General features: G+C 74.2%; 12 protein-coding genes. 8 read left to right on the forward strand and 4 right to left on the reverse strand.

Annotated elements, in window-relative coordinates:
- The first annotated feature begins 202 nt into the window (after positions 1-202).
- The 4 genes from ABZ923_RS26780 (at position 203) to ABZ923_RS26795 (ending at position 3,767) form a co-directional block, all read left to right on the forward strand.
- Positions 203-1,291: an S-(hydroxymethyl)mycothiol dehydrogenase gene (locus ABZ923_RS26780; protein WP_361476247.1), complete on the forward strand. Its 1,089-nt coding sequence runs from the start codon at positions 203-205 to the stop codon at positions 1,289-1,291.
- Positions 1,291-1,920 carry an MBL fold metallo-hydrolase gene (locus ABZ923_RS26785; protein WP_030348408.1) on the forward strand — a complete coding sequence of 210 codons (630 nt, stop codon included), beginning with the start codon at positions 1,291-1,293 and terminating at the stop codon, positions 1,918-1,920. The genes ABZ923_RS26780 and ABZ923_RS26785 overlap by 1 nt, the downstream gene beginning before the upstream one ends.
- A 109-nt stretch (positions 1,921-2,029) precedes the next feature.
- Positions 2,030-2,944, forward strand: coding sequence for an SDR family oxidoreductase (locus ABZ923_RS26790; RefSeq protein ID WP_361476249.1), 915 nt, complete (start codon positions 2,030-2,032; stop codon positions 2,942-2,944).
- Between the two features lie 31 nt (positions 2,945-2,975).
- Entirely contained in the window at positions 2,976-3,767 is a 792-nt protein-coding gene (locus ABZ923_RS26795) for an SDR family NAD(P)-dependent oxidoreductase (protein WP_361476251.1), read from the forward strand.
- Positions 3,768-3,770: 3 nt separating this feature from the next.
- On the opposite strand, the gene ABZ923_RS26800 is transcribed toward ABZ923_RS26795, so the two are convergent.
- On the reverse strand, positions 3,771-5,159 hold the full coding sequence (locus ABZ923_RS26800; protein WP_361476253.1) for an aminotransferase class I/II-fold pyridoxal phosphate-dependent enzyme: 1,389 nt from the start codon (positions 5,157-5,159) through the stop codon (positions 3,771-3,773).
- 76 nt (positions 5,160-5,235) lie between these two features.
- Between ABZ923_RS26800 and ABZ923_RS26805 the strand changes: the two genes are divergently transcribed.
- The 3 genes from ABZ923_RS26805 (at position 5,236) to ABZ923_RS26815 (ending at position 7,877) form a co-directional block, all read left to right on the forward strand.
- Positions 5,236-6,624: a PLP-dependent aminotransferase family protein gene (locus ABZ923_RS26805; RefSeq protein ID WP_361476255.1), complete on the forward strand. Its 1,389-nt coding sequence runs from the start codon at positions 5,236-5,238 to the stop codon at positions 6,622-6,624.
- Positions 6,625-6,797: 173 nt separating this feature from the next.
- Positions 6,798-7,493 carry a L,D-transpeptidase gene (locus ABZ923_RS26810; RefSeq protein ID WP_361476257.1) on the forward strand — a complete coding sequence of 232 codons (696 nt, stop codon included), beginning with the start codon at positions 6,798-6,800 and terminating at the stop codon, positions 7,491-7,493.
- 198 nt (positions 7,494-7,691) lie between these two features.
- Positions 7,692-7,877, forward strand: a complete 186-nt coding sequence (locus tag ABZ923_RS26815) for a hypothetical protein (RefSeq protein WP_361476259.1) — start codon at positions 7,692-7,694, stop codon at positions 7,875-7,877.
- A gap of 81 nt (positions 7,878-7,958) precedes the next feature.
- Here ABZ923_RS26815 and ABZ923_RS26820 read toward each other — a convergent pair whose 3' ends face one another.
- From ABZ923_RS26820 to ABZ923_RS26830, 3 genes are all read right to left on the reverse strand, one after another.
- Positions 7,959-9,323, reverse strand: a complete 1,365-nt coding sequence (locus tag ABZ923_RS26820; RefSeq protein ID WP_361476261.1) for a S1 family peptidase — start codon at positions 9,321-9,323, stop codon at positions 7,959-7,961.
- 124 nt (positions 9,324-9,447) lie between these two features.
- Entirely contained in the window at positions 9,448-10,278 is an 831-nt protein-coding gene (locus ABZ923_RS26825) for an SAM-dependent methyltransferase (protein WP_361476263.1), read from the reverse strand.
- A 56-nt stretch (positions 10,279-10,334) separates the two neighbouring features.
- On the reverse strand, positions 10,335-11,591 hold the full coding sequence (locus ABZ923_RS26830; RefSeq protein WP_361476265.1) for an MFS transporter: 1,257 nt from the start codon (positions 11,589-11,591) through the stop codon (positions 10,335-10,337).
- 134 nt (positions 11,592-11,725) lie between these two features.
- Between ABZ923_RS26830 and ABZ923_RS26835 the strand changes: the two genes are divergently transcribed.
- Positions 11,726-12,667: a LysR family transcriptional regulator gene (locus ABZ923_RS26835; protein ID WP_361476267.1), complete on the forward strand. Its 942-nt coding sequence runs from the start codon at positions 11,726-11,728 to the stop codon at positions 12,665-12,667.
- Positions 12,668-12,732: the final 65 nt, after the last annotated feature.

Here is a 12,732-nt window from a genome sequence, read left to right on the forward strand (position 1 = left end):
CGGGCGCGCTGGGTGTGGTTGTGTCGTTGCTCACCGAGCGCGCGGCCGGCCGCGGGTGGGGGGCGCGGGGGGGGGGGGGCCCCGGCCCGCGTCCGCCACCGGGGTGGCGCAAAGATCGACGATCACCCTCGTGGACCGTCCCGCCACCCCCCGGTCGCGCGTAGGGTCGGCGGCGAAGGCATTCGACGGAAGGGACCAGACCATGGCGCAGGAAGTACGCGGCGTGATCGCACCGGGCAGGAACGAGCCCGTACGGGTCGAGACGATCGTGGTGCCGGACCCGGGACCCGGCGAAGCCGTCGTACGCGTCCAGGCCTGCGGGGTCTGTCACACCGATCTGCACTACAAACAGGGCGGCATCTCGGACGACTTCCCGTTCCTGCTCGGCCACGAGGCCGCCGGCGTGGTGGAGTCGGTCGGCGACGGCGTCACCGACGTGGCCCCGGGCGACTTCGTCATCCTCAACTGGCGTGCGGTGTGCGGCCAGTGCCGGGCCTGTCTGCGCGGCCGGCCCTGGTACTGCTTCGACACCCACAACGCGCGCCAGAAGATGACCCTCGCCGCCACCGGCCAGGAGCTGTCCCCGGCCCTCGGGATCGGCGCGTTCGCGGAGAAGACGCTCGTCGCGGCCGGCCAGTGCACCAAGGTCGACCCGTCCGTCTCCCCGGCGGTCGCGGGCCTCCTCGGCTGCGGGGTGATGGCCGGCATCGGCGCCGCGATCAACACCGGGAACGTCGGCCGGGGCGACGCGGTCGCCGTCATCGGCTGCGGCGGTGTCGGCGGCGCGGCGGTCGCCGGGTCGAACCTGGCCGGCGCGGCGAAGATCATCGCGGTGGACATCGACGACCGCAAGCTGGAGAAGGCCCGCACGCTGGGCGCCACCCACACCGTCAACTCCAAGGAGACCGACCCGGTCGACGCGATCCGCGAGCTGACCGGCGGCTTCGGCGCCGACGTCGTCATCGAGGCCGTCGGCCGCCCCGAGACCTACCAGCAGGCCTTCTACGCCCGCGACCTCGCCGGCACCGTCGTCCTCGTCGGCGTCCCCACCCCCGAGATGAAGCTCGAACTGCCCCTGCTGGACGTCTTCGGCCGCGGCGGCGCCCTGAAGTCCAGCTGGTACGGCGACTGCCTGCCCACCCGGGACTTCCCCATGCTGATCGACCTGCACCTGCAGGGCCGCCTGCCGCTGGACGCGTTCGTCACCGAGACCGTCCAACTGGACCAGGTGGAGCAGGCGTTCGAGCGGATGCACCACGGCGACGTGCTGCGTTCGGTGGTGGTGCTGTGATGACCGTACGCATCGAACGCCTCGTCACCGCCGGGCAGTTCAGCCTCGACGGCGGCACCTGGGACGTGGAGAACAACGTGTGGATCGTCGGCGACGAGCGGGAGGTGATCGTTATCGACGCCGCCCACGACGCCGAGGCCATCGCCCGCGCGGTCGACGACCGGCGCCTGACCGCCATCGTGTGCACGCACGCCCACAACGACCACGTCAACGCCGCCCCGGCCCTCGCCGACCTCACCGGCGCCACCATCTGGCTGCACCCCGACGACCTGCCGCTGTGGAGGCAGACCCACCCGCACCGCGACCCCGACCGGCACCTGCTCGACGGCCAGGTCATCGAGGCCGCCGGTGCCGACCTCACCGTCCTGCACACGCCCGGCCACGCCCCGGGCGCCGTCTGCCTGTACGACCCGGGCCTCGGCACCGTCTTCACCGGCGACACCCTCTTCCAGGGCGGCCCCGGCGCCACCGGACGCTCCTACTCCCACTTCCCGACCATCATCGACTCGATCCGCGACCGCCTCCTCACCCTGCCACCGGAGACCAAGGTCCTCACCGGCCACGGCGACGGCACCACCATCGGCGCCGAGGCCCCCCACCTGGAGGAGTGGATCCGGCGCGGGCACTGAGCCCCGCGCCGCGCGCCACCCGACCGCGCGCGCAAAACCCGACAGGAGATGTCCGGCTTCCCGGGGACGGTGGACGACGACAGCAGTCGCACCGCACAGGAGGCCGGACATGTCAGGACCGCTCGAAGGCAAGGTGGCGCTGGTCGCCGGGGCGACCCGGGGCGCCGGACGCGGCATCGCCGTCGAACTCGGCGCGGCCGGCGCCACCGTCTACGTCACCGGCCGCAGCACCCGCGCCCACCGCTCCGAGTACGGCCGGCCCGAGACCGTCGAGGACACCGCCGACCTCGTCACCGCGGCCGGCGGACGGGGCATCGCCGTTCCGACCGACCACCTGGACCCGTCCGCGGTACGGCACCTGGTGGACCGTGTCGCGGCCGAGCAGGGCCGCCTCGACGTCCTCGTCAACGACATCTGGGGCGGCGAGAACCTCTTCGAGTGGGACACCCCCGTGTGGGAGCACGACCTCGACAACGGGCTGCGGTTGCTCCGCCTCGCCGTCGAGACCCACGCCGTCACCAGCCACCACGCCCTGCCGCTGCTGCTGCGCCACCCCGGCGGCCTGGTCGTGGAGGTCACCGACGGCACCGCCGAGTACAACCGCGACACCTACCGCGTGAACTTCTTCTACGACCTCGCCAAGACGTCCGTGCTGCGCATGGCCTTCGCCCTCGGCCACGAACTCGGCCCGCGCGGCGCCACCGCCGTCGCCCTCACCCCCGGCTGGATGCGCTCCGAGCACATGCTCGACGCGTACGGCGTCCGCGAGGAGAACTGGCGGGACGCCCTGCGTCGCGAACCCCACTTCGCCATCTCCGAGACCCCGCGCTACACCGGCCGGGCCGTCGCCGCCCTGGCCGCCGACCCCGACGTGGCCCGGTTCAACGGCCGGTCCCTCTCCAGCGGCGGCCTCGCCCGGGAGTACGGCTTCACCGACCTCGACGGCAGCCGGCCCGACGCCTGGCGGTACCTGGTCGACGTACAGGACGCGGGCAGACCGGCGGACGTCACCGGATACCGGTGAACCGGCGCCCGCGGAGCCGTACCGTCGGCCCATGACTGATCCGACTCGCTTCGCAGGACACGGAGTTCTCGTCACGGGCGGCGCCCGCGGCATCGGCGCGGCCGTCGCCCGGCGGCTCGCGCAGGAGGGCGGCAGGGTGCTGGTGACCGACCGTGACCTGCCCGAGGCCGAGCGGACCGCCGCCGCGCTGCGCCGGCAGGGCCTGGCCGCCGAGGCGTTCGCCTGCGACGTGGCCGACCGCACCGCCGTCGAGGCGGCCGTCGCCCGTGCCGTCACCGCGTTCGGCTCGCTCGACGTGCTGGTCAACAGCGCCGCCCACTGCACCCCGGACGTCCCGCGCTACGAGGACGACCCCGACGAGGCCTGGGCCCGCGACCTCGACGTCACCCTCACCGGCGCCCACCGCTGCTGCCGCGCCGCGCTGCCGTACCTCGCCGCCTCCGGACGCGGGGCGATCGTGAGCATCGGCTCCGTCAACGGCCTGCAGGACTTCGGCAACCACGCCTACAGCGCCGCCAAGGCCGGCCTCGGCTCGCTCACCCGGACCCTCGCCGGGCACGCGGCGGCCCGGGGCGTCCGGGTCAACCTCGTGGTGCCGGGCACGGTCCGCACCTCGGCCTGGGAAGGGCGCGACGACGACCTCGACGCCGTCCGCGCCCTGTACCCGCTGGGCCGGGTCGGCGAGCCGGAGGACATCGCCGCCGCGGTCGCCTTCCTCGCCTCCCGCGACGCCGCCTGGATCACCGGGACCAGTCTCGTCGTCGACGGCGGCCTGACCGCCGTCCACACCGGCTTCCGCGCGGCCGTACGACGCTCCGGCTGACCGTCAGCCCGAGGCCGCCGCCAGTACCCGCAGCACCCGGTCGGCGTCGGCCTCGGTGGTGCGCCAGTTGCTGAACGCCGCGCGCAGCCCGGGCACCCCGCCGTACACCGTCGGTGTCACGAACGCCTCCCCGGAGTCCGCGACCGCCCGGGCCAGCGCCGCCACCCGCTGCGGCGACGGCTCCCCGGCGAGCGTGAAGCAGACCACGTTGAGCCGGACCGGGGCCAGCAGGCGCAGGCCGGGCAGCGCGTCGACGCCCGCGCCGAGCCGGCGCGCCAGGGCCACACCGCGCTCCACGATCTCCCGGTGCCCGGCCCGCCCGTAGGCCACCAGCGAGAACCAGGCCGGCAGGGCCCGCAGCCGGCGCGAGTTCTCCGGGGTCAGGTGCAGGAAGTCCGGTTCGCCCTCGGGCCCGCCCAGATACGGCGAGGCGTTGTGGAACACCGCCACCTGCAGATCGCGCCGCCGGGTGAACTGGACGGCCGCGTCGTAGGGGACGTTGAGCCACTTGTGCAGGTCCACGCAGACCGAGTCGGCCGCGTCCAGCCCGTCGACCAGCGCGGCGTGCTCCGGGGAGAGCGCCGCGAAGGCACCGAACGCCGCGTCCACGTGCAGCCAGAAGTCGTACCGCTCCTTCAGCGCCGCGATCGCCCGCAGATCGTCGAAGTCGACGGTGTTCACGGTGCCCGCGTTCGCGACGACGATCACCGGCCGGCCGGCCCGCTCGGCCAGCGCCGCCTCCAGCGCGGCCACGTCGACGGCCTCCCGGTTGCCGGGCAGCAGCGGCACCTGCCGCAGCCGGTCCCGGCCCAGGCCCAGCACCGACATCGCCTTCGTGATGCTGGAGTGCGGGCTGCCGGACAGCACGTCGAGCGGCCCCAGCGCGGCGGCGCCGGCCCGGGAGACGTCCACGCCCAGCCGTTCGCCGGCCCACTCCCGGCCGATCGCCAGACCGACCGTGTTCGACATGGTCGCGCCCGTCACGAACGCCCCGCTGTGCGCCTCGCCCAGCCCGAACAGCTCGCGCAGCCACGCCACCGTCTCCCGCTCCAGCTCCTGCGCCCAGGACCCGCCCGCCCCGGACAGGTTCTGGTCGAACGCGGACGTCAGCCAGTCCCCGGCGACGGCCGCGGGCGTCGCGCCGCCGGTGACGAAGCCGAGGTAGCGCGGGCCGGCGGAGCCGGAGAAGCCGGGCGCCCACCGCTCGGCGAACCGCGCGAGGGCGCCGTCGCCGCCCGCGCCCGCGTCCGGGAGCGCGGCCCGCCCGGACGGGGGTGCGGGCGCGGCGACCGGCCGCTCGGCCAGCCCGGCCACCTCCCGCACGGCGAGATCGCGGGCAGCCTGCAGCAGGTCGGGGAGCCGGGAGAGATCATCGGCGAGAGTACGGTGCATGCGCCGCAGCGTAGACCGCGGCGGCCACCGCAGACCTGGTCCACTTCACCACAACTGGACCAGCGAAACTGGACCGGTGGACACAGGATTCGTCGCCGCGCTCGGCGACTGGCGCGACCGCCCCGGACCCCTCGCCCGCACCCTCGCCGCGGCGGTGCGCGACGCCGTGGTCGACGGCCGGCTCCCGGCCGGCACCCGGCTGCCCTCGGAACGGGAACTGGCCCGCACCCTGCGTCTCAGCCGCGGCACCGTGGTCACCGCGCTCGGCCTGCTGCGCGCCGACGGCTGGCTGCACACCCGGCACGGCAGCGGCAGCGCCGTACGCCTGCCCGCCCGCCTCACCGAGCGCACCACCCCCTGGTCCCTGGACCGGGGCGGCGCCCCCGACGCCGACCTGGACCTCACCCTCGCGGTGACCGCCGCGCCCCACGAGGCCTACCGCGCCGCCCTCGCCCGCGCCGTCGAACGCAGCGCGCCCCTGCTCGTCGACTCCGGCGTCGCCACGGCCGGCCTGCCCCGGCTCCGCGAGCTGATCGCGGACCGCTACACCCGCGCCGGCCTGGCCACCCGACCCGAACAGATCCTGGTCACCGCCGGCGCCCAGGCCGCCCTCACCCTGCTCCTGGACCACCTGCACACCGACCGCAGGGCACCCGTGGTGGTGGAGAACCCCGCCTACCCGGGCGCCCTCGCCGTGCTGCGCGCCCGCCGGGCCCGCCTGCTGCCGGTCCCCGTGTCCGCCCAGGCCGGCTGGGACCTGGAGCACCTCGCCGCCGCCGTACGCCGGCACCGCCCCCGGCTCGCCTACCTGGTCCCCGACTTCCACAACCCGACCGGCGCCCACATGGACCCGGCCGCCCGCCGGACGCTCGCCGCGCTCGCCGACCGCCACCGGCTGACCGTCCTCGCCGACGAGACCATGCGCGACCTGGACCTGAGAACACCGCCCGGCACCGAACCCCACCTCGCCGGGGCCCGGGTCGTCCAGATCGGCTCCGCGAGCAAGACCCTGTGGAGCGGCCTGAGGGTCGGCTGGATCCGGGCCACCGCGGACCTCGTACGACACCTGCAGCTCACCCCGCTGCAGGCCCAGCTGTCACCGCCGCCCCTGGAACAGCTCATCGCCGCCGAGCTCCTCGGCGCACCGCTGCCCGCCCTGCTCGCCGACCGGCGCGCCCGGCTGCGCGCCCAGCGCGACCATCTCGCCGCGCTGCTCGCCGGCACGGGATGGACGTACACCGTCCCGGCGGGCGGGCTGACCCTCTGGCTGCGCCTGGGCGACGCCGGCCCGCACGCCACCGACCTCGCCGCCAGGGCCGCCGCACGCGGCCTCGCGATCACCCCGGGCCCCCGCTTCGCCGCCGACCGCACCACCCTGGCCCGCCATCTGCGCCTGCCGTTCACCGCGACACCCGAGACCCTGACCCGGGTGGTCGGGCTGCTGCGGGAGTGCTGGACGCCCTGACGCCCCGAGTGCCGTACGGCCTGAAGTTCACCGTTTCGTCACAGCCTGACCGGAACCACAACCCTCGCCGGCCCGGCCGGGTCTAGTAGTCCGAGACCGCGGGAACCGCGCCGGGGAGGACCGGGGGAGGCCCGGGCGAACGACGGGACACAAGGGGAAGGGGACGAGGCCGCATGGGGGTCATAGGCAGACGAGGTGTGGTCGCGCTGGGTGTGACGGGACTGGTGGCGCCGCTCGCGCTCGCGCTGACCGCGACGCCGGCCCAGGCCGCGAGCTGCACCACGCGGACGGGGCCGTACCAGAAGCAGGTGGAGAAGTTCCTGGGCCGGCCGGTCGACGGCAGGCAGTCCGCCGCGGACTGCAAGGCCGTCCAGGCCTTCCAGACCAAGCACGGCATCATGCCGAACATCGGCTACGCCGGTCCGGTGACATGGGGCGTGATGGACCTCATGAACAAGCAGAAGGCCGTCGGGAACAAGCCGAACAAGGACGGCAAGTGCCCGGTGAACAAGGGCCGGATCGCCTGCGTGAACCTCACGCTCCAGCTCAGCTGGATCCAGGACGGCAACCGGCTCGTCTACGGCCCGGTGCCGGTGCGCACCGGACGCGACGGCTACGAGACCCGCACCGGCCTGAAGAAGATCTACTGGCGGGACATCGACCACCGCTCGACCATCTACGACGTGCCGATGCCCTACAGCCAGTTCTTCGACGGCGGCCAGGCCTTCCACTCGGTGGGCCTGAGCATGTGGAACCCGCCGGGTTCGCACGGCTGCGTCAACATGACCACCAAGGACGCCAGGAAGTACTGGTCGCTGCTGAGGACCGGGGACGACGTCTTCGTCTACGGCCGCAAGCCGGGCACCTGAGCCCGCACCCCGCCCTGCCGTGCCGACTCGCGCGCGAGGACGCCCGGCAGGGCGCGGCGGGCGGCGGGTACGGGCCCGAAGTGAACGCGCGCGGAATGAACTTCCCCCTCCGGTTGACACATTGACGTGATGAGTAACACGGTCCGGAATGTCCGTATCGCGGGTACTTACTCACAGTGTCTTCACGTCGGTCGGCATATGCTTCACAGCATGTCCACCACTGTTGCAACCGCCTCCGAGCGATCGGCCGCGGAGGTCAACGAGGAGATCCGGGCCCTGTGGCGCCGGTCGGGCGGGACACTGACCACCGAGCAGCGCGCGGAGTACCAGCGCCTCGTGATGGAGTGGGCCGCCGCGGCCCCGCGGGCGCGCCGGGCGGCCTGACCGACCCCGCGCCACGCCGAACCGTCCGGGGCACCCGTGAGCACACGGGTGCCCTTCTCGTCGTACCCCCGGCCGTTTCCGTCAGCCCCACGTCGCCGAGTAGTACCGCTGGTACGCCTTGCGGTCCTGCTCGGCCCGGATGAACCGGGTCGCCACCAGCGCGATCAGACTGCCCGCGATCACCAGCAGCCCGGGCCCGATGTTCCGGGTGTCCGTCAGCCGCGCCAGCAGGGTGCTGCCCTCCGACGCGCCCGTCACCGGAGCCGAGGAGCCCGGCGAGGCCGCGCTGGGGGCCGCCGCCCCCTGGTTCGCGGGCGCCGACGTCGCGGGGGAGGGGGCGCCGCCCGCGTTCTGCGCCGACACGATCAGCCGGACCCCGAGCGCCGTCAGCGCCTTGGTGACCGGCTGGAAGAACGTCGTCCCGCCCGTCGTGCAGTCGCCGTTCCCGCCCGAGGTGACACCGAGCGCGACCCCCTCGGAGAACAGCGGGCCTCCGCTGTCCCCGGGCTCGGCGCACACGTTCGTCTCGATGAGCCCGGTGACCGTCCCCTCCGGGTAGTTGACCGTCGCGTTCAGCGCGGTGACCTGGCCGTCGTGCAGGCCGCTGGTGCTGCCGCTGCGGAACACCCGCTGCCCGACCGCCGCATCGGCGGACCCCGTGATCCGCACGCCCTTGCCGCCGCCGATCGCGACGACGTCGGCGCCCGCACCGGCCTTGCCCGCGGCGTACTGCACGAGCGAGAAGTCACCGCCCGGGAAGGAGCTGTTCACCGTCCGGCCGAGCTGCCGATCGCCCTGGTTGTCGGCGAACCAGGTCGATCCGACCGGCCCGCAGTGCCCGGCCGTGAGAATGAAGTCCGACTGGCCGTTGGTGACGTTGAACCCGGCCGAGCAGCGACCGCCCGTCGACAGGATCGGCTGGGCGCCGTTCAGCCGGGTGGTGAACGTGCCCTTCGTCCGCTCCATGTGCACGAAGCCGCCGATCTTCGCGGCGACCCCGGTCAGCCGGGACCAGTCGCCGGCGGACACCGTGCGGTCCGCCCGCACCACGACCTGGTTGGTCCGGTAGTCCACGGCCCAGGCCGTGCCCGGCACCCGCGGCGCCGAACGCAGCGTCGCCGTCGCCGACTTCAGCTCGTTCATGCTGTGCGACACCATCTTCGCCTCGGCCCCGGCCCGCCGCACCGTCCGCGCCGCCGCCTCGTCGGTCACCGCGACGACCGGACGCCCGTCCGCACCGATCCAGTTGCCCGCCGTACGGGCCGTGCCGAGCCGCGCCACCAGCGCGGCACCGGGGTCGTCCGTGGCGGCGAACGGCCGGGCGGAGGCGGGCGGGGGCTCGCTCGCCATGGCCGCCTGGACGACCATCGCGCCCCCCAGGAGGAGTCCGCCGACCGCCGCCAGCCGTGTCACTCGCCGGACGACCCGTCGTCGTGCGTGCCGCATGCATGGCTCCCGAAGCCGAACCCGAACGCGCGCTGCCTCCACAGGCACCGCGGAGCCCTCGGATCGTCGGGGGCCCGCATCTCCATACGGGCCCCGGGGCGGCGGCGTTCACCGACGGCCGGGCTCAGATCTTCCGGGCCACCCCGCCGAACATGGCGACCTCCTCCGGCTCGGCGCCGGCCGCGTCCTCCGGGCGCCACCGGGAGCAGGACACCACACCCGGCTCCAGCAGCTCCAGACCGTCGAAGAACCGGGCCACGTCCGCGGGCGTGCGCTGCGTGAGCTTCGGAGTGCCGTGCTCGTTCCAGAACTTCACCGCCTCGTCCACGTCCGGCATCGACGGGCTGGTGACGGTGTGCGACAGCACCAGATGGCTGCCCGCCGGCAGCCGGTCCGTCAGCCGCCGCACCAGACCGTACGGGTCCTCCTCGTCGCCGATGAAGATGACCACGCCGAGCAGCATCAGCGCGACCGGCTCGCTGAAGTCCAGTGTCTTCGCCGCGTGTTCGAGGATCGCGTCGACATTGCGCAGGTCCTCGTCCAGATAGTCGGTACGGCCCTCCGGCGTGCTGGTCAGCAGGGCCCGCGCGTGCGCCAGGACCAGCGGGTCGTTGTCGACGTACACGATCCGGGACTCCGGCGCGATCCGCTGCGCCACCTCGTGCGTGTTGTCCGCGGTGGGCAACCCGGTACCGATGTCCAGGAACTGCCGGATGCCCACCTCGCCGACCAGGTGGCGCACGGCGCGGCCGAGGAAGAGCCGGTCGGCGCGCGCGTACTCCCCGATGCCCGGGTGCAGTTGGCGGATCTGGTCACCGGCCGCGCGGTCGACCTCGTAGTTGTCCTTGCCGCCGAGCCAGTAGTTCCAGATCCGGGCGGTGTGCGGCTGGCCGGTGTTGATACGGGCGCGCAGCGACACGGCCACGTCGTTGGTGGCTGCCGGGTTGTCGGTCACGTGGGTCAGCTCCTGGATACCTGATGAGTGAAGAGATGCACCGTGCAGGACGCAATCTAGACGCCCGAGTTGAGGTGCGCCGACCGCCCCGGGGTTTCCCCGGCCGGAGCGGGGGCGCGGCGGGGGAGCAGGAGCGGGGTGGCCAGCAGGAGCACCCCGGCCAGGGCGATGGCCGTGCGCGGGCCGAGCAGGCTGCCCAGCACGCCCCAGAGGGCCGTCAAGAGCGCGGTCGAGGCCCTGGTGGTCACCTGCCAGGCGGTGAGCGCGCGGGTGACCCGGTCCGGCGCGGTGCGTTCGAGGCGGTAGGTGGCGTAGACGGGATTGAAGACCCCGCAGCAGAAGATCAGCCCGAGTTCGACGCCCATCACCAACAACAGCCCTCCGGTGCCCGGCCCCAGGAAGGCCAGCCCGAGGGGCCAGAGCGCGCGCAGCGCCCCGGCCGCGACCAGGACCCGGTGCTGCCCGAACCGGGTGGCCAGCGGCCGGGCCAGCCGCGAACCGAGCAGTCCGCCGATCGAGGGCGCGGCGAAGGCGAGGCCGTACTGCCACGGCGCGAAGTGGAGCCGCCCGAGCATCAGGACGGCCAGCAGCGGCTCGGCGGCCATCACCAGACCGTTGAACGCAGCGGTGTTGAAGAACAGCGGACGCAGCGTCGCGTCGGCGAGGATGTACCGCCAGCCGTCGAGCAGGTCTCCGGCCCGCATGCGCGCCGCCCGCCGGTGCTCCGGCGGGGACTCCGGACCGGCCGTCGCGCGGATGCCCAGGGCGGAGAGCAGGTAGCTGACCGCGTCGGCCACCACCGTCACCACCGGCCCGAGCAGCCCGATCGCGGCGCCGCCCAGCGGGGGTCCGACGATCGTGGTGGACCAGGCCGTGGACTCGAACCGGGCGTTGGCGACGAGCAGGTCCCCGGCCGGCAGCAGCGTCTTCAGGTACGCGCCGGAGGCGGCACGGAAGATGATGTCGGCCGCCGCGACGACGACCGAGACCAGCAGGAGCTGAAGGAACGTGAGCGCGCCGAGCACGAACGCGGCGGGGATCGTCAGCAGCGCCGCGCACCGCACCAGGTCCATCGCGATCAGCACCGGCCGCTTGCGGCGGAACTCCACCCACGGGCCGAGCGGCACCGCCACGGCCGCGCCCACCGCGGTCCCCACGGCGGAGAGCGCGGCGACCTCCGCCGGCCCGGCGTGCAGCACCCGCAGGGCGATGAGCGGGAAGGCGCCGAAGGCGAGCCACGTGCCGAGCGCGCTGGTCCCATAGGCCGCCCACAGCCACCCGAACCGCCGCCCCAGCCGGTGCCCGCTCCTCATCTCCGACGCCCCCCGCCCCTCACCCGTACAACCGATCCGCGATCGGAGACATCCAAGCGAGCGCCGTACCCCGGGATCAAACAACCATGGAGCCGCCAGGCACAACCGATCGTTGTGGCCGTAGGCTGCCCGGCATGGACCTCGACGCCGTCCGCACCTTCGTCGCCGCCGCCGACGCGGGCCGGTTCCAGGAGGCCGCCGCCGAGCTGGCGATCACCCAGCAGGCCGTCTCCAAGCGCATCGCCGCGCTGGAGCGCCACCTCGGGGTGCGCCTGTTCACCCGCACGCCGCGCGGCGCCCGGCTCACCATCGACGGGCAGGCGTTCCTGCCCCACGCGCGCGAGCTGCTGCGCATCGCCGAACGCGCGGTCGCCTCCGTGCGCGCCGGCCGCCGTCCGCTGCGCGTCGACGTGATCGCCTCGCGCGGTGCGGGGTCGGGCCTGATGCGCGGCTTCCACCGCGCGCACCCCGACATCGACCTCGACGTGGTGTGGCTGTTCGACATCGAGACGGCCCTCGCCGCGATCCGCTCCGGTGAGATCGACGCGTCCTTCCGCGCCGTCGCCGCGCCCGGCCGCCCCCTCCCCGAGGACATCGAGTCCGTCCGGGCGCTCGACGAACCGCTCCAGCTCCTCACCGGCCCCGCCCACGCGCTGGCCGGCGCCCGGTCGGTGCGCCTCGCCCAGCTGGCCGGGCACCGGATCTGGATGCCCGGCATCGTCCCCGGTACCGAGTGGGCCGCCTACTACGACGACCTCGTCGCCGAGTTCGGCCTCACCATCGAGGCGACCGGCCCCAACTTCGGCTCCGACGCGCTCCTCGACACCATCGCCGACACCCCGGCCCTGGCCACCTTCATGGGGGAGCAGACCCGCCTCGTGTGGCCCGCCGGCCACGGCCTGCGCCGCATCCCGGTGACCGATCCGACGCCCGTCTACCCGCACTCGCTCCTCTGGCACCGCGACAACGCCCACCCGGCGCTGGCCGCCCTGCGCGCCCACCTCGCCGCCACCACGGCCGGCCACGACGCCGCCGGGACCTGGACACCGGACTGGGCGCTCCCGCGCCGAACGTGACGGCGAGGCGGGAACAGGCCGTCTGACATGCGGATCTGACGCTGCCGAGGGACACTGGAACCAGT

The sequence above is a fragment of the Streptomyces sp. NPDC046881 genome, from assembly GCF_040645015.1.
GTDB lineage: Bacteria > Actinomycetota > Actinomycetes > Streptomycetales > Streptomycetaceae > Streptomyces.

Coding starts and splice junctions, on each gene's coding strand:
- ABZ923_RS26810 (WP_361476257.1), top strand. CDS start 6,798: ATGGGGGTCATAGGCAGACGAGGTGTGGTCGCGCTGGGTGTGACGGGA.
- ABZ923_RS26785 (WP_030348408.1), top strand. CDS start 1,291: ATGACCGTACGCATCGAACGCCTCGTCACCGCCGGGCAGTTCAGCCTC.
- ABZ923_RS26835 (WP_361476267.1), top strand. CDS start 11,726: ATGGACCTCGACGCCGTCCGCACCTTCGTCGCCGCCGCCGACGCGGGC.
- ABZ923_RS26800 (WP_361476253.1), bottom strand. CDS start 5,159: ATGCACCGTACTCTCGCCGATGATCTCTCCCGGCTCCCCGACCTGCTG.
- ABZ923_RS26815 (WP_361476259.1), top strand. CDS start 7,692: ATGCTTCACAGCATGTCCACCACTGTTGCAACCGCCTCCGAGCGATCG.
- ABZ923_RS26820 (WP_361476261.1), bottom strand. CDS start 9,323: ATGCGGCACGCACGACGACGGGTCGTCCGGCGAGTGACACGGCTGGCG.
- ABZ923_RS26830 (WP_361476265.1), bottom strand. CDS start 11,591: ATGAGGAGCGGGCACCGGCTGGGGCGGCGGTTCGGGTGGCTGTGGGCG.
- ABZ923_RS26790 (WP_361476249.1), top strand. CDS start 2,030: ATGTCAGGACCGCTCGAAGGCAAGGTGGCGCTGGTCGCCGGGGCGACC.
- ABZ923_RS26795 (WP_361476251.1), top strand. CDS start 2,976: ATGACTGATCCGACTCGCTTCGCAGGACACGGAGTTCTCGTCACGGGC.
- ABZ923_RS26780 (WP_361476247.1), top strand. CDS start 203: ATGGCGCAGGAAGTACGCGGCGTGATCGCACCGGGCAGGAACGAGCCC.